Below are 22,400 nucleotides of genomic sequence, written 5' to 3'. Positions count from 1 at the left end.
CCTCATGCTCCCTTCACGGCGACGAGGCATTCGCGGTCGACGTTGCGCATCGACTGAGCCGTCCCCCACAGACCGTCCTGCTTGCCGAAGTCGGTGAGGAGGGACGGATGTGACCGCCCCTGGGGGCGGTAGTAGAGACGGCTGCCCTCACCGCGCGCCACCTCGGCTTCCTGCTGCCAGGCTTCGATCAGCGAGTCCAACTCTTGGGCGGCGTCGTCGGCCTCGTCCGGATCGGCCCTGCGTACGTGATTCACCACGAGGTCGCGGACACGGGCGACCTCGGCCGGGTGATCGAGCACGTCCCCGGCCTTGTTCTCCGCGTTCAGACCGATTCCGTGGCGAACCAGAATGGTGAGCACCGCGTGCAGTGCGCGGCTGCGAGCGGGTGCGGACCACGGGGTGACGCTGGTCGGTTCGACATGGCGGTAGAGCGCGCGGTGGTAGACACCGAACGACTCGTAATGGGACCGGTCGCGGGGCTTGGACGAGCGGAAGAGCGTCACGATCAGCCCCGGCACATGACGGCGGCCGACGCGGCTGGTGGCCTGGATGTACTCCGATGTCGTCTTGGGCTGCCCGTTCATCAGCATGAGGCCGAGCCGGGGTACGTCGACACCGACGGAGAGCATGTTGGTCGTGGCGAGGAAGGAGACGCATCCCGCTTCCTTGAAGCTCTTGCCCAGGCGCTCCAGGAGCCGTGGCTGGGCGGAGCGCGGAATGTTACTGGTGAGCTCGACCACCGAGTCGTCGTCCAACCCGCGCCGCCGGGAGTCGTCCTTCGTCAGATGCTCGAGTCGCGCGGGAATGTCGTCCCTCGCGATCGTGACGGTACGTCCGAGTTCCCGCAGGCTGTTGTGGTACGCGACCGTGGTCCAGTACGCGTCGCGGACGGAGTCGTCGTCGCAGATCTCCTTCGGGGCCTGCAATCCCGCGGCCCCCACGTGGACGGTCGCCGTGGAGGCCGTGTGTCCCTGCGCCATGACACCGACGTACAGGCGTCCGGGCTTGTCCGTGTCGGGCGAGGCGAAGTAGGAGTGACCGGCCTTGATGCCGGCCGGTGGGAAGAGCTGCGCCGGGCGACCGTACAGACCGCGAATCTGGTCCCGCGAGCGGCGGATCGTGGCGGTCGAGGCGATGACCTTGGGCGCGGGGCCCTTCCAGGAGCAGAGTTCGAGTACGGCCGATTCGTAAAGACCGACCATCGTCCCCAAGGGACCGCCGAGCAGGTGCAGCTCGTCCTGGATCACCAGTGAGGGCGGGCGCCTGTCGTCTCCGCCGAAGAGGTTCCCCGCCTCCGGCTCCCACGCCAGCCGCGCGAACTTGTCCACGGTGCCGAGGAGGAAGGTCGGCGGTTCGGCGTAGATCTGTTCGTCCACGACGGACACCGGAAGGCGGTCGTGGAAGGCGCAGGAGGCGCGTGGGCAGAAGAACTCGGTGATGACGCCGTCCGCCCGGATACCGAAGTCCCGGTCCTGCCCGTGGCGTTCCGGGACGATCTCCGTTCCGCACCAGGGACAGCGCTCCAGCAGGAAACGGTCATCGGGCTGGTTCATCTGCTTCAGAGCGCCGAGCTCGTCCTGCGCGGCGGAGATCCTGTTGGGCGTCGTCTCCATGCCGACCCAGAGACCGATGGAGATCGGTTCCTGCCCGAGATCGACAGGGAGCGGCCCGTCGCGCCCCAGCCTGATGAACTCCAGGGCGCAGATGGCCGTCGCCGTGCGCTGGAACTGCTGCGTGGTGAGCAGACTCAGCGTGTACCGGCTGAGAACCGCGGTGCCGCCGCCCTCCGCGCCGTACCGCAGCCGGCGCCAGAGGATCTCGAAGCAGGCCGTCAGGAGGTACGCCTCGGTCTTGCCTCCACCCGTGGGGAACCAGATGAGGTCGACCGTGCGGCGGTCCTCGTGCTCGGGGTTCATCAGCCCTTCGACGACGAGCAGGAAGTACGCCAGCTGGAACGGATGCCAGGCGAGGTCACCCGAGGGCTCGGTCAGTTCGAGCACCTCGCTGTCGCGTCGACGTCGGCTGCCCGCAAGCTCCGGGAGACTGTGCAGCATCTGGAGCGCCATGGCCCGATTGGCCAGGCGGAACGCCTCGCGCGCCTTGGCCCCTGACGGAGTCGGCGCGGTGAGCGCTTCGACCCCTGACGTCATGCGGCCGATCGCGTCATCGATGCGGCCGAGGATGCGTTCGGCGGGTGCGGCGGCCCAGAGCGGCAAGGACTCCGCGTCCGCCTTCTGGGTGTCGAACCACTTGCCGTAGCCCAGGACGAAGGAGTGCAGCTCGGCTCGGAGGTCGGACGCGTCGAGCCCGGCCTGGGACAGATGCGCGAGATTGAGCACCGGCAGGTCCCTGGGCCCGTCGGGCTTGATGTGCTCGACCACCTGCTTCGGCATCACCTGAGCCCGCACGGTGGTGACGTCGCCGTGCCGGTCGTCCCACTCGACGGCGCATCCGTGTCCCACGGCCCTGGTCACGATGTGCCGGTACTGGACGCGAAGCTCCTGCTCCTCCTCGTCGCGGCTGTTCAGGCGGGTGCTCGGGTACTCGAGGATCGTCCCGTCGACCGTCGTCACCTCCAGCTGGGCCTGGAAGAGCATCAGCTCCCGGTCCTTGTACGTGCTCTCCTCTTCGCTGTGCGCGTTGGCCAGTACGCACGTGACGAGATGCCCCGAGCCGCACGGCCGCCAGCGGACATGGAGCCGCCCGTGGCCGTCCAGTACGGGGATGGGAGCCGTCTGCTCCAGAGTGACGGGCTTGGCGTCCGAGAGTCGCGGTTGCCGCTGCCAGCTGCGCCGCCCGCCCACGCGGAGTGTGGCGTACCGGGAGGCCGCGCAAGTGACGAGAATCTGTCGGGAGTTGGTGAAGAACGAGAAACCGAGGGACGAAGGGAGCCACGCGTTGGCCTCGGCCACCGGATCGTCGGCGAAGCCGTCCTCCTCTCCGTGACCGGCCGCGGTCTCGTCGAAGAGCTGCTCGCCTTCCTCCTGGGAGTGTTCGAGCATCGAGGCGCCGCGCGGGTACAGCGTGCCCATGAGATAGCGCCGGTCGGGCGGGTCGACGAGCGTCTCGTCCTCACCCGTCGCCGGCCCCACCAACTGCCGGCGGAGGTACGCCACGAACCGGTCGCGATGGTCTGCGAGCCGTGCCGCATCATCGGTCACTTGAGACGCCCCTTCCCGGTCAGCATGGCCACGCCCAGCTTCTTCAGCACCTGTCGGGTCTCGGGGCGACAAGCGACCCAGAGCTGGGCGCGGGCCCGGGTCCAGGCGACGTAGAGCGCGTCGAGTCGGTCCTCGAGATGCTCGGGTTCGAGGTCGACGAGACAGACGACGTGGTTCTCGTGGCCCTTGAAGTCGGCCACGGACGACCAGGTGGGACGGTGCTTGGTGCGGTCGGTCCCCACGACGTCGACGAAGCGCTCGATCTTGGACGCGCGCTGCGACAGGCGCGCCGAGCTCGATTCCCAGTCCCCGGACGCGGACAGCAGTGTGACGTCCCGCGGTGAGACTCCCTGCTGCACGAGTTCGTTCACGTAGGCGTCGAGAGCGGTGGCCTCGTCCTGGGCATCGCGCACGTCGACGAAGCGGACCGGCTCGCCCTCCCCGGCGGAGGCGACGCCCAGGTCCGCACCCGTGTAGAAGTGGACCTGCTTGACGATCTGCACGGTGTTGCGGCAGTTGCGCTTCATCGGTCCGTAGACGGAACCGAGAGGACGCAGGTATTCCCATGCCTCGGGGTCGTAGGCGTCCGGTGCCAGCACCTGGTTGTTCGGATCCGACATGAAGATCCAGTGCCCCTCGGCGAGACCGCCGGCGACGAGTTCGTCCAGGGTTCCGAGGTGCTCGAAGGTCATCAGGTCCTGCGCCTCGTCCACGATCAGCTGGTCGAAGGCGCGGCCTCGGACCTCGTCCAGGCGGTCGACGGGCAGGACGGTGATCGCGTCGTCGGCGAGGATCCGGCCCATGTGGGTCGCCAGCGTGGTGCTCGCGCAGGTGAACAGCACGCTGCCGGTGGCGGACTTGCGGCGAGCGGCCTCCGCGGCCAGGAACGTCTTGCCCGTCCCCGCGCCGCCGGTCCAGACGAGACGCGGGTTGGACTCCAACTCGTCAAGTCTGTCGAGTTGTTCGTTGGTGAGCCGTTCGAAGACGACATCGAGGTCCGTCAGTCGCGCCTTCAGGTTCGGCACGAGGTCGAAATCCGGTCGGACGGCATCGAGCATCTTCTTGCGCAGGCCGGGCGGGACGGGAGTCCGAGCCCAGCGGTTCCGCGTCAGCCAGAAGCGAATGGCTCGTTCTATTCCCCGGGCGAGACCACGTCCGCCGTCGTATTCCGTGGCGCCGAGATACTGTTCGGGTTCGTACTCGGTCGTGCGTGGGAGGTCGACGTCCGTGGTGATGACGAGGTACCCGCTGGGGACGCCGAGGTCCCTGAGGTTGCCGACGTGGGCGCCGATCTCGCGATCGAACTCGTGCATCGCTGCGCTGACCTGCGCGAACGGGCTTTCCTTGGGGCCTGATTCGCGACCGGGAGGCCCGAAGAACCACTGCCCCTCGCGGTGGACCACCCTTCCGCCTTTGACCTCGACGAAGAGCAGCATGTCGGGCGTGATGACGACGAAGTCGACCTCCCCGACCCTCTTCTTGTGATGCCGGGGGAGATGAACCGCGTGCAGCGCCACGCTGTGGGCATCGGGAATCGCCTTGAGGGCCGCGAACACGCTGTGCTCGGCCTGGCTCTCGGTGCTTCCCGAGATCTCACTCGGAATGATGCGCATCAACTCTCCCCATGGTCACGCCCGCCCCTGCTCAACGTACCGAACGATGGTTCCTCGGGGCGGGGATCCGGACGAGGAAGTGCCGGCGGGGACGGTCCCGGGAGTGGTGGACTGCGAGGGTGAGGGTACGAAGACCGAGGGCGGGCGCGGGGGCGGGATGACCACGGAACGGAGCGGTGCCTCCGACGGACGGATGAGCGGGACGGGGCGGGACATGCTCGTCGGTCTCATCCGTCGGTTCACGGCCGAGGGGGTGGAACGCCGAACGGCTCTGCTGCAGGTGATGAGGGCTGCGCGCCTCGATTCGGAGGAGACGCACGCGCTGTACGAGGCCGTGACGGCCGCGGAGGTGGCTGCCGAAGGAGTCGAGGAAGAACCTGAGGTCACGAGTGATACGACCTTCGAATCCGACGGCGATGGCCACGAGGTCCTCGACGACGAGGACCCTCGCGAGGGCGAGGGCGAGGGCGAGGGCGAGGGCGAGGACGAGCAGGGCCCGGACCCGGAGGCCTTTCGCGGGACCGTACGGGTCGACGACCCGGATGCCGCTCGTCGTGCCGCTCGGCGGCTGCTCGACATGGATCGGAGACGGGCGAACCCGCAGCGGCACTTGTTGAGTGCTGAGGAGGAAGTCGGGCTCTGCCTCTTGTTCCGAGGGTCCGGAACGTCGTCGGGAGCATTGCCCGACGGATACCTGGCGACCCTGCCGCGGGAAAGCGAGGAGTGCAGGGCCATCTCCGCGATGGTTCTGCACAACGAGCTTCTTGTTCACCGGATTCTGATCGATTTTGGGCACCGCCCGGGCAGTTCCATGTACGAGGATCTCGCCCAGCACGGCAGGATCGGACTCGTCCGGGCCGTGGAGAAGTTCGACGTTTCCCTGGGATGCAAGTTTTCCACCTATGCCACGTGGTGGATTCGGCAACGCATCACGCGAGCGGTTGCCAACGAAGGATCCGCCATTCGACTTCCGGTTCACGTCTGGACCGACGTGGAAAGAGTGCGCAGGAAGGAGCGGTCCTTCCTCGCTCAAGGCAGAGTTCCCAATCTGGACGATCTCGCCTTGGCATGTGAGCTCACTCCAGCAAAGGTGGCGGAGTGTCTGCGGCTGAGTCGTCGGTCGTCGGTCCTGTCGCTTGAGCTACCGGTGAGCGAGAACACCACGCTCGGAGAGCTGGTGGTCGACGAGTTCCGTACGGTGCCGGGACCGGAGCAGGCGCTGTGGTCTCTATTCGAACGCCAGGAGCTGTTCCAACTTTTCGATGCGTGCGTGTTCAACGAGAGAGTCCGTAAAATTCTCCTCCTGCGATTCGGATTCGTCGACGGGACGCCCTGGACGCTGGACGAAATCGGTAAGCGACTCGGAGTCACGCGCGAACGGATTCGGCAGATCGAGAAACGCGCGCTGAAGGACCTGAGGATTCAATTCGGGCTTGACCCCGATGACCCCGAGTCGGAGCGCCGCCGATCGAACGCTGCCAAAAGAATGGCCAGGGAGGCCGCTGCAAAGAGCGCACGACACGAGGGCTCGGGGGAGCGGGAGGAGACGGGGTTCGGTGAGCCGCTGCCGCACGACAGCGGCGGCGGGCCGGAGACGGAGAGCAGTTCCGAGGGGAGAGAGGGAGCGGTGGCCCCGATGGGTTCCGAGTTCGGCCAGTGGTTGGCGGAGCGGATGCGGGAGAGCGGGATGGACGAAGGCGAGCTGGCGGATCGACTGGGAGTGGGGCGAGCGCTCGTCGTGTCCTGGCTCGGCGACGGTTCCACGCCTTCGCCCGACCTGGCGGTCAGGGTGGAGAAGGTCTTCGAAGACGGGGACACGGCCGGTCGGACCGTCACAGCCGTCCCGGAACAGCGCGATGAACTCGAGGAAAGGGAGGTCCTCTGGTACCACCGCCCCGGACACGACGACGGTGGCCGGGAATTCGGCAACGCGGCGGCCTTCGCCTTCGAGGCCGATCTCGAAGTCCTGGCCCGTGAGGCGACCCAGAACAGCCTGGACGAGCGCGACAGGAGGAACGACCTCCCGGTCAGGGTGAGCTACACCCTCCACGAGTTGACCGGTGACGCTCTGGCCCGGTTCCGTACGGCGATTCGCTGGCACGATCTTCAGCCGCACTACGAGGCGGCAGCGGCGCAGGACCAGAAGGTCGGCCGTGTCATCAGCGCCGGATTGCGCGAGATGCTCGAACGAGACCGGCTGGTCCTCCTTCGCGTGGACGACTACAACGCCAACGGGCTGACAGGCGACGACTACGAGGACGGCCGGTTCGCCGCGGTGGTGCGACGCCAACTCGAAAGCCGTAAGTCCGATGCGTCCGCCGGTGGTTCGTACGGACTCGGAAAGGCGACTCTCTGGGCGACCAGCCGTCTGGGGCTCGTGCTCGTGAACTCCACTCTCTCCGAACCGCACGAGGGGCGGACCCGGCGGCGTGTGATCGGACGACTCGATCTGCCGTGGCGGGAGGTGGGCGGCGCGAGATTCGCAGGACCAGCTTGGCTGGGTCGTCCGGATGCCGAGTCGGACAACACCGACGTCGTCCGTTCCTGGTGGGCCGATCAGGCGACCGTCGAGGACCTGCACCTCGCCCGCGAGCGCGAGGATCCCGGCACGTCCTTCTTGATCGTCGGAGCACACGACGTGGCCAGCCTCGTCGAGCCCGGCCCGGATCAGGAAGGCGACGGGGGAGAAGACGAGGACAGCCTGGAGCGCATGCACCAGAGGTTGGTGGGCGCGCTCGGCCGTAACTTCTGGGCCGCGATGACAGAGGGCGGCGGCCGCGGGCCGCTCCTTGAGGCATCCGTACGGACGCTGCGCAACGGCGTGGAGCATCTGCCGGAGGAGCGGGTCGACCCGCAGGTCCATCAACCCGCCCGGTCGCGCGCTCTGCGGGCCTTCCTCAGCGGTACCACCGTGGACCGTCTGACCGAGGCGGGCCAAGTGGCGCTCACTACTGTCGCGTTGAAGGTTCCCGGGAGGGACGGTGTCCCGGACTCGGCCGGTGAGCACCGGGCCGTACTCCTCGTCACCGAGGCCACGGACGCCGACGGCAGGATCAATCAGGTGACCGCGATGCGCGGCAACCGCATGACGGTCAAGACCAGTCGCGTACCCGGCCTGCCCGTGGGGACCAATCCGTTCCAGGCGGTCCTGCTCGTGGGACGCGCGGCGGGGGAGGACGCGCCGTTCGCGGACGAGGCGGAGGAGTTCCTCCGCTCCTCCGAGCCTCCGGAACACAACAAGTGGGGACAGACCGAGGAGTTGAGGATGCGCTACTCGGCCTCGGCCCATCGACGCATCATGTCGCTGACGACGGTGACCAACAAGGCCGTTCACGACCTGGTGGCGATTCCCAAGGAGAAGAAGCCGAGTGGCACGGGCAAGGTGAGCAAGCGGCTCAAGATCTCGGGGAAGCCCGCCGCCAAGGTGCGAGGGACCGTGGCGCCGCCGAAGCTGGACGATCTGGAAGCCGTGATCGACCCGTCCGGTGCCTGGCGGATCACCGCCGAGGTCAAGGTGGCGCCCGGTGAGGTGCCCTGGCGCATGACGCCCGTCGCCAAGCTGGACGTTCGCTCCGGCACCCGCCCGGTCGTCGAGTGGTCCGAGCTCGTCGCCGTCAGCAACTGCGAGGTGCGGGACGGCGTTTTGCACTTCCCGGCAGGGGCTCGCCGCGCCGTCTTCCGAGGCGTCACCGACGTGTCCACGCATCCGGTACGGGCCGCACTGACCGGTCTCGTCGTCGAACTGCAGGAGAGCAAGGGAGGGATCGCGTGAGGGCCTACCCGTACCCCCGACTGGCCGGCGCGGTAACGGCGCGGGTCACGGCCGTGCGGCTGCGCGGTTCCGGCGACAGCCGCGAGAAGTTGGACAGCAAGGCGTACTCCGTGGTCGAGCAGGTCGTGGCCTTGGGCATGGCGGAGCGCGACGACTGGCAGACCGCCCGATTGGCTCTGACCGCGACCGTGCCGGCTCGTGAGATCGAGACGAAGGGCCATTGGTCCGACCTCGCGGTCGTCGCCGTTCTGACGGAGGGCGCCACGAACGCGCGCACCGTCGCCCGCCTGGCGCCCGATGCGGAGGGGGGCAGGGACTGGGTGGGAGAGATCGAGTTCGACCGGGACCACCACCTGGACCGCGCGTCACTCACGGTGCACGTGGTGGCCACGGTCGATGGCATAGAAGGCCGGATCATCGGATCGACGGACCAGGAGTGGATGGTCGACATGTCGGCGGACGCCCCGCTCAGGGACCGTCGCCTCGACGTGAGCACGGTGAGTTTCACCCGTGGCGCCGAGTGGCTGCGGAGCTTCCGGGACGCACCGTGGGTCGTGGACACCTCCGGACGACTGCCGACCGTGCACCTGAACTCGGATTTCGAGGGACTTGTCGCGCTCGTCGAAGGACAGGGCTCGAAGGTGGAGAGCGTGGTGGGCGAGATGCTGCTCGCTCAGATGTGTGCGGACGTGTGGACGGCGGTCTTCCACACCGCCGTCGGTGACCTGGAGATCGAGGATGACGGGACCCCGCTCTTCCCGCCCGACTGGCGAGGAGCGGTGCTCCGCGAGATGCTCCCGGACATCGTTCCCGGGAGGTCGGACGAGGACGCGCTCCGAGAGGTGTACATCCGCCGGATCGGTGAGGGCAGCTGGGCGAGTCTGCAGCCACGAATCCAATACGCCGCCGCTCGTCGTGCCGAAGTACCCCAAGCACTGGCCGGCACCGTCCGCGACATCGAACGACTCGACCAGGAGACCCAAGCGTGACTTCCCGCCCCGAGCACCTGCCGGAACGGCTTGCTCTGATCTCGGACGTACAGGCCGCCCAGTACATCTCCGCAGGGCTCCTCGAAGGGCGCGAGAACGTCCCTTCCATCGCGTTGAACAAGGCGGCCGAGGTCCTGCCCGGCGATGACGCACGACTGCGGTTGCACCGGGTGCGAGACCTGATCGACGAGGCCCTGCTGAGGTTCGGTTCCGGACGCCCCACGGTGGCGGACGCATGGCTGGCGCCGCGCCTGCACGAGACCCTCCGGTTGACACGCCGGGAGGCGGCGGAGAAGAGGCTTTGGACATATCTGGCCCTCGGGGTGGCCCCGGACTACGTGGTCTGGCGCCATTTGTCCGAGCCCAAGGCGGACGGCTCGCGAGGACGAGTCGCGCGGGACAAGTTCGTCGGCCCGCACTACAAGCAGGCGTTCGCCCGACTCTGGTGGGCGGCCGAGCTCTTCCGCGACGGCCCGGACTATCGCCCCGTCGTCGCGGCCTGTGGCAACCAGGACATGCTCAACTCCGCTCTGCGGCTGGACATCGTCGACCATCGCCCCACCGCTCTCGCCCTCGTCGGGCTCATGGAGAGAGGGGTCGTACGGACCGGCCGTGATGTCAACGCGCTGACGCCCGCCGTCAACGCCGCGGCGGCGACGTTGATGTACGACGTCATCGCTCCGGACTCGGAGCGTGACGGGGATCCGATGCGCGACTGGATCGACGGGGCCGAGTCGGCCCTCCCGTCCCTCCGGGGCGAGCTCCCCGACGGGCCGGACGAGCAGCGCGTCCCTGCGGAGGCGGTGCGGATACTGGCCGCCCACTTCGAGGAGCTGTTCGCGGAGGCGCCTGTCAGGGGGCGGACTTCCGACGACGACCGGTGACCTTGTGCGACTCCGGAGGGCACTGGCTCTGATCGCCGCAGCCGATGGCGCGCAGCCCGTCCGTGACGTCCTGGGGGACGGCGGGCCATGAGGTGGCGTCGGCGAGCTCGTCGTCCGAAGGGCGGTCTCCGCGCAGAGCCGTGCTGAGTACGTGCATGCCGAGACGGGGCGGTACCGCATTGCCCACCTGCTGCGCCTGGTCGTTGCCCGACCAGGGGAAGTTGTGCGGGAAGGTCTGCAGGACGCCGGACTCGGGGATGGTGAAGCGGTCGTAGTCCTCCGCCTCGTACGCTTCCTGGCTCTTGTACACCTTGTTCCGGGAGATCTTTCCGGTGACGGTGAAGGCGGGCTCGGAGGACAGGCGCCGACCCCGGTTCTTGGGGTCGCCGCCGGAGCCGTAGTTCGAGACGACGAAGAACCGGGTCTCGCCTCCCGTCCGGAACCGGGACACATCGACGGGCGAGCCCTTCGTGTCGCTCGCCGTGTCGAGGGCCGTCTCCATGGAGAGCCAGCGATCACGAGGCCGGGGACCGTCGGAGTCGGCCGGGAGCATGTCCGCCTGGACGGAACGGCGTTTCCCGCGGTGCACGTCGAAGGCGTGATGACTCGCCTGAGGCGGTTCGATGGCCCCGAGGCCCGGGAGTCGGGCCACGAGCACGGCGCGCGTACGCGTCTGCGGGACCCCGAACTGCTCGGTCTTGAGCTCCCAGAAGTCCGCTTCGTACTTGACGCCCTTGAGTCGCCCTTCGCCGCTTCTCAGGAGCTTCGCGTAGACCTCCCAGAGAGGGAGCACCGCGGGCACCTGCTCCAGGACGATCACCTTGTAGGGGTCGCGGCCCTCCGTGTCGATGGCCTTGAGGAGCCATCGGAGCGGTTCCAGGACCAAGGCGGTGCGCGGGTCCGCGGTGAGGGCGTGCAGATCCTCGTCGATCTTCGCTTCGTCCTCGCCGTCCACGAGTCGGTGGATGAACGTCTTCACCTCCTCCAGGGCCCGCCGGCCCGCGCCTTTCCCCGCGACGGAGAAGGACTGGCAGGGCGGTCCCCCGGCGAGGACGTCGACCGATTTCGGGATCTCGTCGAAACGGCTCTCGCGCATGACGCTCACATCGGCGTGGATCGTCGGCAGTCCCGCCGCGTAACGCGTCTCACACGCGTTCCGATCCCACTCGATACCGATGCTCTTGAAGCCCAGGAAATGCGCGGCGACGTCGAGTCCACCGGGACCTGCGAAGAGGTCCAGGATCCGGATCTCGTCGAGAGGGTGCGCCTGTGTTCCCGGGCTGTTCATAGAGCTGAAGTGTAGCCGGCGCCACGGACAGCGGACGCTGCCGAAGCGGCGTCCCCCAGGGGGCCGGTATCTGTCGGATGGCGTCGTGTCACCGCCTCCTCGGCGCCGGTGGTGCCGCGCGGAGCCGAAGTGCACGTACTTCGTCACGCCGATCATCCGACACCGGCGGACGACGCCGGCGGACATGCGAACCGCTCCGGCGGATGCTGCAATGGGGATAAAGCTCCGTCCGACCAGGCTTTGCCGGACACGACGGCGGGGCGAGGCCGGGTGCGGCCAAGTTCTGCGAGCGGCGTGTCTCTGGAGTGGTGATGAGCGACGTAATCGAAGACATGGGGCCGGTCGACTTTCTGGTCATCGAGTTCCCGGGCAACCGCATGACGGGTGAAGGCTTCCCCCTGCTTCTCGACCTGGTGGACCGCGGCGTCATCCGCGTCCTCGACCTCCTCTTCGTACAGAAGGACGACGACGGGAGTGTCGTCGCCCTGGAGCTGGCGGATCTGGATGGCGACGGCACGCTCGACCTGTCCGTGTTCGAGGGCGCTTCGTCCGGCCTCCTGGGCCAGGACGACCTCGACGAGGCAGGGGCGGCGCTCGAACCCGGCAATTCGGCCGGAATCCTGGTGTACGAGAACCTCTGGGCGGCTCCCCTCGCGCGCGCACTGCGGCGCGGCGGCGCGCAGCTCGTAGCGGGCGGGCGCATCCCCGTACAGGCTCTTCTGGCCTCGCTCGACTTCGCGGAGGCGGCAGAGGGCGACAGGCCCGCGGCCTGACACCCGTGAAGCAAGGAGGACCGACATGCCAGGACTTCTTCGAGGAGTAGCACGCACGGCTGTGGTGGCCGGGACGGCGACCGCGGTCTCCAACCGGGTCTCACGGCGCCAGGCCGGTCGCTGGGCCCGGCAGGAGCCGGCGCAGGCCGAGCCGCAGTACGCACCGCCACCTCCCCCGGCGCCCGCGCCCGCCGCACCGGCCGACGACATGAGCAGCAAGATCGCCCAGCTCAAGGAACTCGGGGAGCTGAAGGACCAAGGCGTACTGACCGAGGAGGAGTTCACGGCGCAGAAGAGCCGGATCCTCGCTTCCTGACCGGGAGACCCACATGTCCAGCAACGTCAGAGGAACCGAGCGTGGCGACGCGGCGCACAGCCCGTCCCAGGGCGGCATGGCCGTCGGGGGATGGGTGGTGTTCGCCGCCGTACTGATGATCTTCGTCGGGTTGATGACCCTCTTCCAGGGCATCGCCGCCATCGCCAAGGACGACGTGTTCGTCACCACGCGCAACTACGTCTACCAGTTCAGCCTGAGCGGCTGGGGCTGGGTCCACCTGATCCTCGGCATCATCATGGTGCTCGCGGGTCTCGCACTGTTCAAGGGCGCCCTGTGGGCGCGCTTCGTCGGTGTCGCGCTGGCAGGCCTGGGCATGATCGCGAACTTCATGTGGCTGCCGTACTACCCGTTCTGGGCGATGCTGCTGATCGCGATCGACGTCATCGTCATCTGGGCGCTGTGCGCCGCACCTCGCCTGCCGCAGAGCTGACCGGCAGGCTTCCCGGTCCACGGGCGGCCCCCGCTCCGTAACGACCGATTGATCGCCGCCGCGCGGCGGGTCGTACGTCCTGCCCACTCGGGGGGCTGGGACCCTACCGGGCATGGCACCGGGAACAGATACTGCCGAAGGCTCCGCGAAGTCGCGACTCGTTCTGCTGGTACTGGCGTCCGGCCAGTTCCTGATGGCGCTCGACAGCTCCGTCATGAACGTCTCGATCGCGACGGTGGCCGAGGACGTCGGCACCACGGTGGCCGGGATCCAGGGGGCCATCACCGCCTACACCCTGGTCATGGCGATGTTCATGATCCCCGGCGGGAAGGTCGGGGCGCTGATCGGCCGCAAGCGGGCCTTCCTCATCGGCTGCGTCATCTACGGCTGCGGCTCCCTGACCACCGCCCTGGCACCCACCCTCACGGTGCTGCTGATCGGCTGGTCGTTCCTGGAGGGCATCGGAGCCTCGCTGATCCTGCCGGCGATCGTGGCGCTCGTGGCAGGGAACTTCCCTACGGAGCGGCGTCCCGCGGCCTACGGTCTCGTCGCCGCGGCCGGTGCGGTGGCGATCGCCTTGGGCCCGCTGATCGGCGGCTTCGCGACGGCGTACTTCTCCTGGCGATGGGTGTTCGCCGGCGAGGTCCTCGTGGTCCTGGGCATCCTCGTCCTCGCCCGTCCGATCGCCGACGCGGTGAGTGAGCAACGGGCCCGCATCGACGGCGTCGGTGTCGTGCTCTCGGCCCTCGGGCTGGGGAGCTTCGTCTACGGCGTGCTCCGCTCCGACGAGTGGGGCTGGTTCCAGCCCAAGCCCGACGCGCCCGCCATCTTCGGGATCTCCCTGACCGTGTGGCTGATGCTGCTGGGCATGGCACTGACCTGGCTGTTCCTCCGCTGGGAGGCCCGCCTCGTCCGGCAGCACAAGGAGCCCCTCCTCGACCCCACCATGCTGCAGAACAAGCAGCTGACCGGTGGGCTGACGATGTTCTTCTTCCAGTACCTCGTCCAGATGGGCGTGTTCTTCCTCGTCCCGCTCTACCTGTCCGTCGCCCTGGGCCTGTCCGCGCTCGCCACCGGCGTCCGGCTCCTGCCGCTCTCGGTGACCCTGCTCGCCGCCGCGGTCCTCATCCCGCGCTTCCTCCCGGACGTCTCGCCCCGACGAGTGGTACGCCTCGGGATCATCGGCCTGCTCCTCGGCGCGGTGATCCTGATGGCCGCGCTCGACGCGGACGCCGGCGCGGAAGTCGTCACGATCCCGATGCTCCTGATCGGGCTCGGGATGGGCGCACTCGCCTCCCAGCTGGGATCCGTCACCGTCTCCGCGATGCCGGAGGCGAAGAGCGCCGAGGTCGGCGGTGTCCAGAACGCCGTCACCAACCTCGGCGCCTCGATCGGCACCGCACTCGCCGGATCCCTCCTGATCGCCTCGCTCACCTCGTCCTTCCTGGCAAGCGTCGAGCAGAACCCGACGGTCCCGGACAGCGTGAAGAGCCAGGCGACCACCGAACTCCAGAGCGGCATCCCCTTCCTCTCCGACGCCCAGCTGGAGAGCGCCCTCGACGAAGCGGGCGCCGACGAGGAACAGACGCAGCAGGTAATGGACGCGAACGCCGCCGCGCGACTCGACGGCCTGCGCGCCGCACTCGCCATCCTCGCCTTCGCGGCCCTCGTCGCCCTGTTCTTCACCCAGCGCATCCCGACCGTCCAGCCCGGGTCGACGAAGCCGTAGCGGCCTCGCCGACCCGGGCCGGCTCATGCGCCGGGAGCCTGGCGCAGCATGTCGAGGAGCCGGAAGTCGCGGATCAGCACGGCGGTGGTGCACTGCGGCTTGAGCCGGGCCTCGCGGGTGAAGGCGTCGCGCAGGAAGGGAGCGAGCCCGTCCGCGGGGTGCGTCTCGAGGACCAGATCGAGCGTGTGGGCCGGGATCTCGTTCAGGCGGAGATCGAGGACATCGGCGGCGGAGCCGAGGTGGATGCCGGCGACTTCGGGGCGGTGGTCGTCCCCTGTGGCGAGGTCGAGATGCAGGCGGATCGCATCGCGAGGGGAGGGGAGGGGAGAGCGGAGGGTCAGCGGTCGACGCGGACGACGGCCGGGGGTGCGTAGCGGCCGGTGAGGATGGCGGGGGTGGGGAGGTACTGGCGCAGGATGAGGCGGAACAGGACGCCGGGCTCGGTGGTGGGGAGCCAGTTCGACTCCTTGTCCGGGCCGGGGTTCTCGCGCTGGAGGTAGAGGGTGAGGGAGCCGTCGGGGCCGTACGTGAGGTCCTTGGTGAGGCTGCCGAGGTGGTAGCGGCCGATCGGGTTCTCGACGAGGAAGCCCTGCGGATTGAGGTACATGGTCACCGACCAGAAGGCGTCCACGGGCGGGAAGTCGTCGGGTCCGAAGCGGAGTTCGTAGCGGTGTTCGCCGGAGAGCGGGTCGCCGTCGCCGTCGAGGATGGCGCCGATGTAGTACGCCTCCTTCGCGCTGTTGGCGAGCAGGCCGATCTGGGCGATCTCCAGGCGGGAGAAGTAGTCGGTGCCCCAGTCGCCGATGGTGTCGACGTCGACCATGACCCAGCCGTTGCGGGACGGGCCGGCGAACGGCATGTCCGCGTACAGGTCGCGCAGCCCGTCCGCGACGGCTCGCCGCAGGCCGTCGACGGCGGCGGGGTGCAGCCCGGAGGGGTCGAAGGGGCGGTGCGGGGTGATGCCGATGCGGGCGATCAGCCCGAGGACGCCGGCGTCGGCGGCCGGGGGAGGGCTCGCGCTCAGGCAGTCGGCGAGCATCCGGTAGAAGTCCAGCGGATCGCCGCCCTCACCGCGCCAGTCACGGGCGGGCGGGTTGACCGAGGGGTCGGGCTTGCCGGTGGCCGGGTCGGCGGGGCGCAGGGCGATCCGCTTCTGCAGGGCCACGGCGGCGGGGACGTCGTCGTCGAGGATCGTGACGCGGGCCAGCAGGCAGACGAGGGGGGTGGGGGCCGTGACGACCCGGGTGATGCCCTCGGGGACGGTGCCGCGCCAGCCCGGCCCGGCCAGCAGGTAGTCGCCTCCGGTGGTGTCGCCCATGCGCGTACCGACGTAGGCGAAGCTGTTGGTGTACATGTCCAGCAGCTGGACGGTGAAGTAGCGGTCGGTGACGGGCGGGACGGTGAGGACCACAGCGCCGTCGGACAGGTCCACGAAGGTGCGCGAGTACGGGGCGTCGACGATCGGCGTGACGAAGTACGTGTCCTTGGGCTCCGCGCGGCGCGGGGTGTGGTGGATCTCGTTGATCGCGCCGAGGTGCGTCGGTGCAGCGGTGTCGACGTGCCACTCCCACAGGCTGCGGTGCATCTCCAGGAGCGGGAAGCCGTAACGGAAGGCCGCCATGCCGAGCCAGTAGCCCTCGTCGGCCCGCGCCTTCTCGTGGGCGGTGGCGATCTGCTGCTTCAACGTCTGCGCGTCCATGCGGACTCCGATCCGATGCACCAATAAGGGAACACAAGCCCTATAACGGTCATCGCTCTCCAAGAGGCCCGCAACCGCGCTCCCTGACGGGGGAGGAGCGTCACCCGTTCGGCCCTGCCTCGGGCGCGGCGCCTGTTCCCCGTGACTCCCCGCTGGATCGGGCACGCGAGGGGCACGGTGATTGTCAGGGTGGCTGCTGAGCCTCCCCACCCTGCTGCTTTGATCAGAGCATGACCCACGCTGATGATCCGGCTGACGACAGATCTGGGCGGATGAGCCGTTCCGTCGTTTTCGGTGCGGCTTCCGTTGCGTTTTGGTTCTGCTGCCCGTTCTGGATGCTCGTCTGGGCTCTGGCCCTGCCGCTCGGCCTCACGGGTCTCGTCCTGGGTGTCATCGAATACCGCGCTGCCGCAAGGCAGGGCGTCAGCCGCGCGCAGCCACTGACCGGCCTGGCGCTCTCGGCGGTGGGTACCGCAGCGGCCGTTGCGTACATGCTCTTCGTGTTCGCACATCCGGACCTGGCAATTCAGGAGTAGGTCGACGGAGCGGCCTTGGGGCGGAGCTGCCACGGTTTGCCGACCTTCGCCGAATACTCGCCCTGACTCCCATCCCGTCTACCGTCGACCTACTCACGCAGATGGACGCGCAGACAGAAACAGGTGAGGCAGCTACCGAATTCGATAGCTGCCTCACCTGCTGTTTTGGCTGTCGGGGTGGCGGGATTTGAACCCACGACCTCTTCGTCCCGAACGAAGCGCGCTGCCAAGCTGCGCTACACCCCGATGTCGCTGCTCTGTTCTTCACGTCGCGGCGACATCGCTTACTTTAGCCCACGCGCGCGCTGAGACGAAATCCGGTTTTCGGAGAGCCGCACCGCAGGTCGGACGCGGTCCAGGCCGACGATCGCGAGGCCGAGGACGGAGAAGACGGCGCCCAGCACGACCGCGTTGGCGAGGACGCCGGCGTAGCCGTGGACGGTGACGTCGAGGAACGGGTACGTGTAGCGGGTGGGGGCGTCCGGGGAGATCAGTTCGCCGCGGATCAGGGCGAAGGCGAAGTAGACGCCCGGGGCGGCGAGCCACTGGGCGGCGTGGCGCCAGCGGAGGGCGCCGGGGAGGGTGAGGAGGAGGAAGTCGACTGCCGCGCCGATCGGGGTGACGGTGTGGAGCAGCTGGTTGGCGACGGCCTTCGCGCCGGTGAGGCGGGCGATCTCGGCGGCCTGGTTGAACTCGCTCGCCTCGTTGTCGAGGATCAGGTGGAAGACGAGCCCGACCACCGTGATGCAGAGCAGGACGCCGCCGGTCCACAGGGCGGGGAGCGGCGGGCGGCGGGTCCAGGCGCGGACGGCGCCCCAGCCGAAGACCACGGCGACCAGGATGTTCGACCAGATCGTGAAGAAGCTCAGGACGACGAGCACGCTCCCGTGGACGCACTCGATGACGATTCCCGTCGCCGCGCACAGGGCGATCAGGCCGCGGAACGCCGCCACGAAGGGGCGGCGCCGGGCGGGGGGTGTGACGGCGGAGGCCGGCACGGTCGACGAGCCTGCGGAGTGGGGCGTGAGCATCCCCCCACCGTAGGTGGTTACGGGCGGGCCGTCAGCGTGAGCAGGGTGACCTCGGGCGGGCAGGCGAAGCGGACCGGGGTGAAGCGGTTGGTGCCGCAGCCCGCCGAGACGTGCAGGTACGAGGTGTGGCGGCCGACGGTGTGCGTGGAGAGCCCCTTCACGCGGTCGGTGTCCAGGTCGCAGTTGGTGACGAGCGCCCCGTAGAAGGGGATGCACAGCTGGCCGCCGTGGGTGTGCCCGGCGAGGATCAGCTCGTAGCCGTCCGCCGTGAAGGCGTCGAGCGAGCGCAGGTACGGGGCGTGGACGACGCCCATCGTGAAGTCGGCCGCGGCGTCGGGGCCGCCGGCCACGCGCTCGTACCGGTCGCGCTTGATGTGCGGGTCGTCCAGGCCGGTGAAGGCCAGCTCGGCCGTGGGCAGCTTGAGCGTGCCGCGGGTGTTGGTGAGGTTCACCCAGCCCGCCGCGTCGAAGGCGTCCCGCAGGCCCTCCCACGGGTTGTGGACGGCGCCGACGACCGGCTTGTTGCCGTTGAGGCCGTGGCGGCCCTGCACCTTCTCCATCAGGTAGCGGGCGGGGTTGCGCAGCATCGGCCCGTAGTAGTCGTTGGAGCCGAAGACGTACACGCCGGGGAACTCCATGAGCGGCCCGAGCGCGTCGAGGACCTCCGGCACCGCTTCGGTGTCGGAGAGGTTGTCGCCGGTGTTGACGACGAAGTCCGGGCGGAGTCCCGCGAGCGACTGGAGCCAGGCCCGCTTCTTGCGCTGGCCGCTGACCATGTGGATGTCGGAGACCTGAAGGACCCGCAGGTCGCGCATGCCGCGCGGGAGTACGGGCACGGTCACCCGGCGGAGCCGGAAGGAGCGGGCTTCGAAGCCCGCCGCGTAGACGAGTCCGGCCGCCGCCGTCGCCGTGAGACCTGCCGTGACCTTGAGGGGGATCCCGTACCGTGCGCGCATCGCACCATCGTCGCAGACCCGGCGGGTGGAAATGTGCGGGCGGGTGGGGTGGGGCACCTGCCACACTTGACCCCATGACCACGCTCAAGGAGAAGCTCAAGGCCGACCTCGACGCCGCGATCAGGGGGCGCGACGAACTGCGTTCCTCGACCCTGCGGCTGACCATCACCGCGATCACCATGGAGGAGGTCGCGGGCAAGTCCAAGCGCGAACTCTCCGACGACGAGGTGCTCAAGGTGATCGCCAAGGAGGCGAAGAAGCGCCGCGAGGCCGCGGAGGCCTTCACCCAGGGCGGCCGTGCCGAGTCCGCCGAGCGGGAGCGCGCGGAGGGCGTGATTCTCGACGCGTACCTGCCGAAGCAGCTCAGCGACGAGGAGCTCGACGGGATCGTCGCGGCGGCCGTCGAGGAGGCGAAGGCCGCGGGCGCCGAGGGGCCGCGTGCCATGGGCGCCGTCATGAAGATCGTGAACCCGAAGGTGGCCGGCCAGGCCGAGGGCGGCCGTGTCGCCGCCTCCGTGAAGAAGCTGCTCGCGGGCTGATCCGCACAGCGGTACGTACGAGGAAGGGCGCCCCACCGGGAGTGGGGCGCCCTTCCTCGTACGTACCGGACCGCTGACGTCAGCGGTTGCCGCGGCGGTTGCCGTTGTTGCCGTCACCGAACAGGTCCGGCGGGATCGTGATCCCGGGGAACGGGTTCGTCGGCGGCTTCGTGGCCCCCGGCTTGTTGTCGCCCGGCTTCTTCGGCTTGTTCGGGCCTTCGTCGCCCTCCTTCTCCTTGTCCTTGGGCTTCTCGGCCCGCGGTACGGAGATGGTGTTGAAGCCCGGCTTCTCGTCGCCCAGCGCGCCCGTCATCGCGATCCGCCAGATGGGGCCGGGGAGGCAGCCACCGCAGACCTTCTCGTAGTAGACGCCGCCGATGGTGAGGTCGAACATCTCGTCGCGCTTGCCGACGTCGTCGCCGACCCAGACGGCGGTGGAAAGGTTCGGCGTGTAGCCGACGAACCAGGCGTCCTTGCGGCCTTCGGTGGTACCGGTCTTGCCCGCGTTGTCGCGGTCGCTGAGGCCGGCCTTCTGGCCCGTGCCGTCCTCGACGACACCCTTCAGCATCTGGTTGATGGTGTCGGCGGTGCGGTCGGACATCGCCCGCGTGCACTTCGTCTGCGGCACGTTCAGCTTGTCGCCGTTGGCGCCCTTGATGGACTCGATGGCGATCGGAAGGCAGTAGATGCCGCGGTTGGCGAAGGTCGCGTAGACGGAGGCCATGTCGAGCGGGGTGCTCTCGAGGCTGCCGAGGGTGGCCGACGGGCTCTGCGCGATGGACTTGCCGAGCTCGCGCTCGTAGCCGACCTTCTTCGCCATCGTCAGCGTCTCGCAGAGGCCGGCCATCTGCTCCAGCTTGGCGAAGTACGTGTTGATGGACTTCCCGAGGGCGCTCGTCATGTCGTACGCCCCCTTCTCCGACTCGAGCTCGTTCTGGACGGGCCATTCGGCGTAGCCCGCCGGCTTGCCGTCGCAGCGCGTGAAGTCGTTCTCCTTCATGGTGATCTTCCACGGCGTGTCGAAGCTCTGCGCCGGGCTCAGACCCTTCTCCAGCGCGGCGGCGGCCGTGATCGGCTTGAAGGTCGAGCCGACCGGGAAGCCGTACGTGGTGCCGCCCATCTTGCTGCCGACGGCGAGGTTGAGCGTCGTCTGGTGCTGCTTCTGGTCCAGGCCGTACGGGCGGGACTGGCCCATCGACAGGATCTTGCCGGTGCCGGGCTCGACCTGGACGACGGCGGTCGCGACCCCGTCGTCCTTGTTGACCTTGGCCACGGCTGCCTCGTTGGCCGCCGCCTGCGCCTTCGGGGAGAGCGTGGTCCTGACGGTGAGACCGCCCAGGTTCCACAGCTTCTGCCGCTCCTCGGCCGTCTTCCCGAAGACCGGGCTGGACAGGATCGTCTTGCGGACGTAGTCGCAGAAGAAGCCGGCGCCGTCGACGGCGGTGATGCAGCCGTTCTTCGGCGTCTTGACCTTCAGCTTGAGCGGCGCGGCCTTCGCCTTGTCCGCCTCCGCCTGGCTGATGTCCTTCACGTCGGCCATCCGCTGGAGGACCACGTTGCGGCGCTTGGTGGCTTCCTGGATGTCGTTGATCGGGTCGTAGCGGCTCGGCGACTGGACGAGACCGGCCATCATCGCGGCCTCGCCCAGGGACAGGTCGGCGGCCGGCTTGGAGAAGTACCGCTGGGAGGCGGCCTCGATGCCGTACGCCTGCTGACCGAAGAACGTGATGTTGAGGTAGTTCTCGAGGATCTTCTTCTTGCCCAGCTCCTCCTCGACCTGGATCGCGAACTTCAGCTCGCGGACCTTCCGGCCGATGGTCTGCTGGGTGGCCTGCGCGACCTTCTCGGGGTCGTCGCCCGCCTCCTCGACGAAGACGTTCTTCACGTACTGCTGGGTCAGCGTGGACGCGCCCTGCGCGACTCCGCCCGACTGCGCGTTGCGGTTGATCGCGCGCAGCACGCCCTTGAGGTCGATCGCCCCGTGCTCGTAGAAGCGGCCGTCCTCGATCGCGACGATCGCCTTCTGCATGTACGGGGAGATCTTGTCCAGCGGGACGACCTTCCGGTCCCGCGAGTACACCGTGGCGAGGAGCCCGCCCTCGGCGTCGAGAATGGTGGTGCGCTGACTCAGCGGCGGGGTCTTCAGGTTGGAGGGAATCTCGTCGAATCCCTCGACCGTGCCCTTCGCGGCCAAGCCGAGTGCTCCGGCCGCGGGCAGGGCGATGCCTGCCAGCACGGCTCCGGAGAGCACACTGACACCGAGGAACTTGGCGGCCTGCTGGGTCCCGGTCAGACCACCGCCCGAGCGCTTCTTTGCCATGGGGGCAGCCTACGTTCTCATTCGCCGGACACGCGTATATGCCTTGGCCTAAGCTGCTCACAACTGTCACAGCAGTGCGGTCTCGCATCAAGACCCGTGCGTGACATCGACATGAATTCCCGTGACCCCGAAACACGGGAAGCTCGTGTCCGTTTCCGGACCATGCGTCACCCGGTGTCCGAAGTGGCACCGGTGAGGAAGGGCGTATCCAGGCGGTATGTCCCCTATCACACGCATGTCCTTCGATCACTCCCCTGGGTGATCTGACGCGCACGCATAGTCCGTTCGGGCCATTCAAGATTGGGCCCGAAGGGGGTGTTGCGCTGTGCCCACCTTCCGTAAC

At 68.5% G+C, this 22,400-nt stretch carries 16 protein-coding genes and 1 tRNA gene; 9 read left to right on the top strand and 8 right to left on the bottom strand.

Features of this window, described 5'->3' with window-relative positions; genetic code table 11:
• Positions 1-2: 2 nt before the first annotated feature.
• Positions 3-3,161, bottom strand: coding sequence for a helicase-related protein (locus ASC82_RS26475; protein WP_056652988.1), 3,159 nt, complete (start codon positions 3,159-3,161; stop codon positions 3-5).
• Positions 3,158-4,774, bottom strand: a complete 1,617-nt coding sequence (locus ASC82_RS26470) for an NERD domain-containing protein (RefSeq protein ID WP_056652985.1) — start codon at positions 4,772-4,774, stop codon at positions 3,158-3,160. The genes ASC82_RS26475 and ASC82_RS26470 overlap by 4 nt, the downstream gene beginning before the upstream one ends.
• A 214-nt stretch (positions 4,775-4,988) precedes the next feature.
• Here ASC82_RS26470 and ASC82_RS31485 point away from each other — a divergent pair, with 214 nt between their 5' ends.
• The 3 genes from ASC82_RS31485 to ASC82_RS26455 are packed head-to-tail and all read left to right on the top strand — an operon-like array spanning position 4,989 to position 10,419.
• The gene (locus ASC82_RS31485) at positions 4,989-8,546 is read left to right on the top strand and encodes a sigma-70 family RNA polymerase sigma factor (protein WP_157863504.1); all 3,558 of its coding nucleotides are present in this window, start codon (positions 4,989-4,991) and stop codon (positions 8,544-8,546) included.
• The gene (locus ASC82_RS26460; RefSeq protein ID WP_056652982.1) at positions 8,543-9,535 is read left to right on the top strand and encodes a hypothetical protein; all 993 of its coding nucleotides are present in this window, start codon (positions 8,543-8,545) and stop codon (positions 9,533-9,535) included. The genes ASC82_RS31485 and ASC82_RS26460 overlap by 4 nt, the downstream gene beginning before the upstream one ends.
• Positions 9,532-10,419, top strand: coding sequence for a DUF6339 family protein (locus ASC82_RS26455; RefSeq protein WP_056652979.1), 888 nt, complete (start codon positions 9,532-9,534; stop codon positions 10,417-10,419). Before ASC82_RS26460 ends, ASC82_RS26455 begins: the two co-directional genes overlap by 4 nt.
• On the opposite strand, the gene ASC82_RS26450 is transcribed toward ASC82_RS26455, so the two are convergent.
• The gene (locus ASC82_RS26450) at positions 10,388-11,707 is read right to left on the bottom strand and encodes a DNA cytosine methyltransferase (RefSeq protein ID WP_056652976.1); all 1,320 of its coding nucleotides are present in this window, start codon (positions 11,705-11,707) and stop codon (positions 10,388-10,390) included. The genes ASC82_RS26455 and ASC82_RS26450 overlap by 32 nt on opposite strands.
• Before the next feature lie 311 nt (positions 11,708-12,018).
• Between ASC82_RS26450 and ASC82_RS26445 the strand changes: the two genes are divergently transcribed.
• From ASC82_RS26445 to ASC82_RS26430, 4 genes are all read left to right on the top strand, one after another.
• Complete coding sequence (locus tag ASC82_RS26445) at positions 12,019-12,480, top strand: DUF6325 family protein (protein ID WP_199862614.1); 462 nt, start codon at positions 12,019-12,021, stop codon at positions 12,478-12,480.
• A 25-nt stretch (positions 12,481-12,505) separates the two neighbouring features.
• Positions 12,506-12,796: an SHOCT domain-containing protein gene (locus tag ASC82_RS26440; protein WP_056652973.1), complete on the top strand. Its 291-nt coding sequence runs from the start codon at positions 12,506-12,508 to the stop codon at positions 12,794-12,796.
• A gap of 76 nt (positions 12,797-12,872) precedes the next feature.
• The gene (locus ASC82_RS26435) at positions 12,873-13,247 is read left to right on the top strand and encodes a hypothetical protein (RefSeq protein ID WP_079039545.1); all 375 of its coding nucleotides are present in this window, start codon (positions 12,873-12,875) and stop codon (positions 13,245-13,247) included.
• A gap of 112 nt (positions 13,248-13,359) precedes the next feature.
• Positions 13,360-14,976: an MFS transporter gene (locus ASC82_RS26430; protein WP_056652968.1), complete on the top strand. Its 1,617-nt coding sequence runs from the start codon at positions 13,360-13,362 to the stop codon at positions 14,974-14,976.
• Positions 14,977-15,313: 337 nt separating this feature from the next.
• Here ASC82_RS26430 and ASC82_RS26420 read toward each other — a convergent pair whose 3' ends face one another.
• Positions 15,314-16,675, bottom strand: a complete 1,362-nt coding sequence (locus tag ASC82_RS26420; protein ID WP_056652962.1) for a DUF1254 domain-containing protein — start codon at positions 16,673-16,675, stop codon at positions 15,314-15,316.
• 230 nt (positions 16,676-16,905) lie between these two features.
• Here ASC82_RS26420 and ASC82_RS26415 point away from each other — a divergent pair, with 230 nt between their 5' ends.
• Positions 16,906-17,211, top strand: a complete 306-nt coding sequence (locus ASC82_RS26415; RefSeq protein ID WP_056652959.1) for a hypothetical protein — start codon at positions 16,906-16,908, stop codon at positions 17,209-17,211.
• 172 nt (positions 17,212-17,383) lie between these two features.
• Here ASC82_RS26415 and ASC82_RS26410 read toward each other — a convergent pair.
• The 3 genes from ASC82_RS26410 to ASC82_RS26400 all read right to left on the bottom strand — a co-directional run bounded on the left by ASC82_RS26410 (position 17,384) and on the right by ASC82_RS26400 (position 19,198).
• Positions 17,384-17,457 (bottom strand) — tRNA-Pro (locus ASC82_RS26410).
• A gap of 38 nt (positions 17,458-17,495) precedes the next feature.
• Entirely contained in the window at positions 17,496-18,242 is a 747-nt protein-coding gene (locus ASC82_RS26405; RefSeq protein ID WP_056652956.1) for a Pr6Pr family membrane protein, read from the bottom strand.
• 17 nt (positions 18,243-18,259) lie between these two features.
• A complete protein-coding gene (locus tag ASC82_RS26400; RefSeq protein ID WP_056652953.1) occupies positions 18,260-19,198 on the bottom strand; it encodes a metallophosphoesterase in 939 nt (312 codons plus the stop codon).
• Positions 19,199-19,272: 74 nt separating this feature from the next.
• Here ASC82_RS26400 and ASC82_RS26395 point away from each other — a divergent pair, with 74 nt between their 5' ends.
• The gene (locus ASC82_RS26395; RefSeq protein ID WP_056652951.1) at positions 19,273-19,737 is read left to right on the top strand and encodes a GatB/YqeY domain-containing protein; all 465 of its coding nucleotides are present in this window, start codon (positions 19,273-19,275) and stop codon (positions 19,735-19,737) included.
• A 79-nt stretch (positions 19,738-19,816) separates the two neighbouring features.
• Here the strand turns inward: ASC82_RS26395 and ASC82_RS26390 are convergent, their stop codons facing one another.
• Entirely contained in the window at positions 19,817-22,057 is a 2,241-nt protein-coding gene (locus ASC82_RS26390) for a transglycosylase domain-containing protein (RefSeq protein ID WP_056652948.1), read from the bottom strand.
• Between the last annotated feature and the right edge of the window lie 343 nt (positions 22,058-22,400).

Origin of the sequence: Streptomyces sp. Root431 (assembly GCF_001426585.1) — a bacterium.
GTDB classification, from domain to species: domain Bacteria; phylum Actinomycetota; class Actinomycetes; order Streptomycetales; family Streptomycetaceae; genus Streptomyces; species Streptomyces stackebrandtii.
Note: the sequence above shows the minus strand (reverse complement) of the source record. Positions and strands in the feature narration are given on the sequence as shown.

Bases quoted from the DNA above. Each gene is read 5' to 3' on its own strand.
- ASC82_RS26470 (WP_056652985.1), bottom strand. From the start codon at position 4,774: ATGCGCATCATTCCGAGTGAGATCTCGGGAAGCACCGAGAGCCAGGCC.
- ASC82_RS31485 (WP_157863504.1), top strand. From the start codon at position 4,989: ATGCTCGTCGGTCTCATCCGTCGGTTCACGGCCGAGGGGGTGGAACGC.
- ASC82_RS26450 (WP_056652976.1), bottom strand. From the start codon at position 11,707: ATGAACAGCCCGGGAACACAGGCGCACCCTCTCGACGAGATCCGGATC.
- ASC82_RS26445 (WP_199862614.1), top strand. From the start codon at position 12,019: ATGAGCGACGTAATCGAAGACATGGGGCCGGTCGACTTTCTGGTCATC.
- ASC82_RS26440 (WP_056652973.1), top strand. From the start codon at position 12,506: ATGCCAGGACTTCTTCGAGGAGTAGCACGCACGGCTGTGGTGGCCGGG.
- ASC82_RS26435 (WP_079039545.1), top strand. From the start codon at position 12,873: ATGGCCGTCGGGGGATGGGTGGTGTTCGCCGCCGTACTGATGATCTTC.
- ASC82_RS26430 (WP_056652968.1), top strand. From the start codon at position 13,360: ATGGCACCGGGAACAGATACTGCCGAAGGCTCCGCGAAGTCGCGACTC.
- ASC82_RS26420 (WP_056652962.1), bottom strand. From the start codon at position 16,675: ATGGACGCGCAGACGTTGAAGCAGCAGATCGCCACCGCCCACGAGAAG.
- ASC82_RS26415 (WP_056652959.1), top strand. From the start codon at position 16,906: ATGACCCACGCTGATGATCCGGCTGACGACAGATCTGGGCGGATGAGC.
- ASC82_RS26405 (WP_056652956.1), bottom strand. From the start codon at position 18,242: ATGCTCACGCCCCACTCCGCAGGCTCGTCGACCGTGCCGGCCTCCGCC.
- ASC82_RS26400 (WP_056652953.1), bottom strand. From the start codon at position 19,198: ATGCGCGCACGGTACGGGATCCCCCTCAAGGTCACGGCAGGTCTCACG.
- ASC82_RS26395 (WP_056652951.1), top strand. From the start codon at position 19,273: ATGACCACGCTCAAGGAGAAGCTCAAGGCCGACCTCGACGCCGCGATC.
- ASC82_RS26390 (WP_056652948.1), bottom strand. From the start codon at position 22,057: ATGGCAAAGAAGCGCTCGGGCGGTGGTCTGACCGGGACCCAGCAGGCC.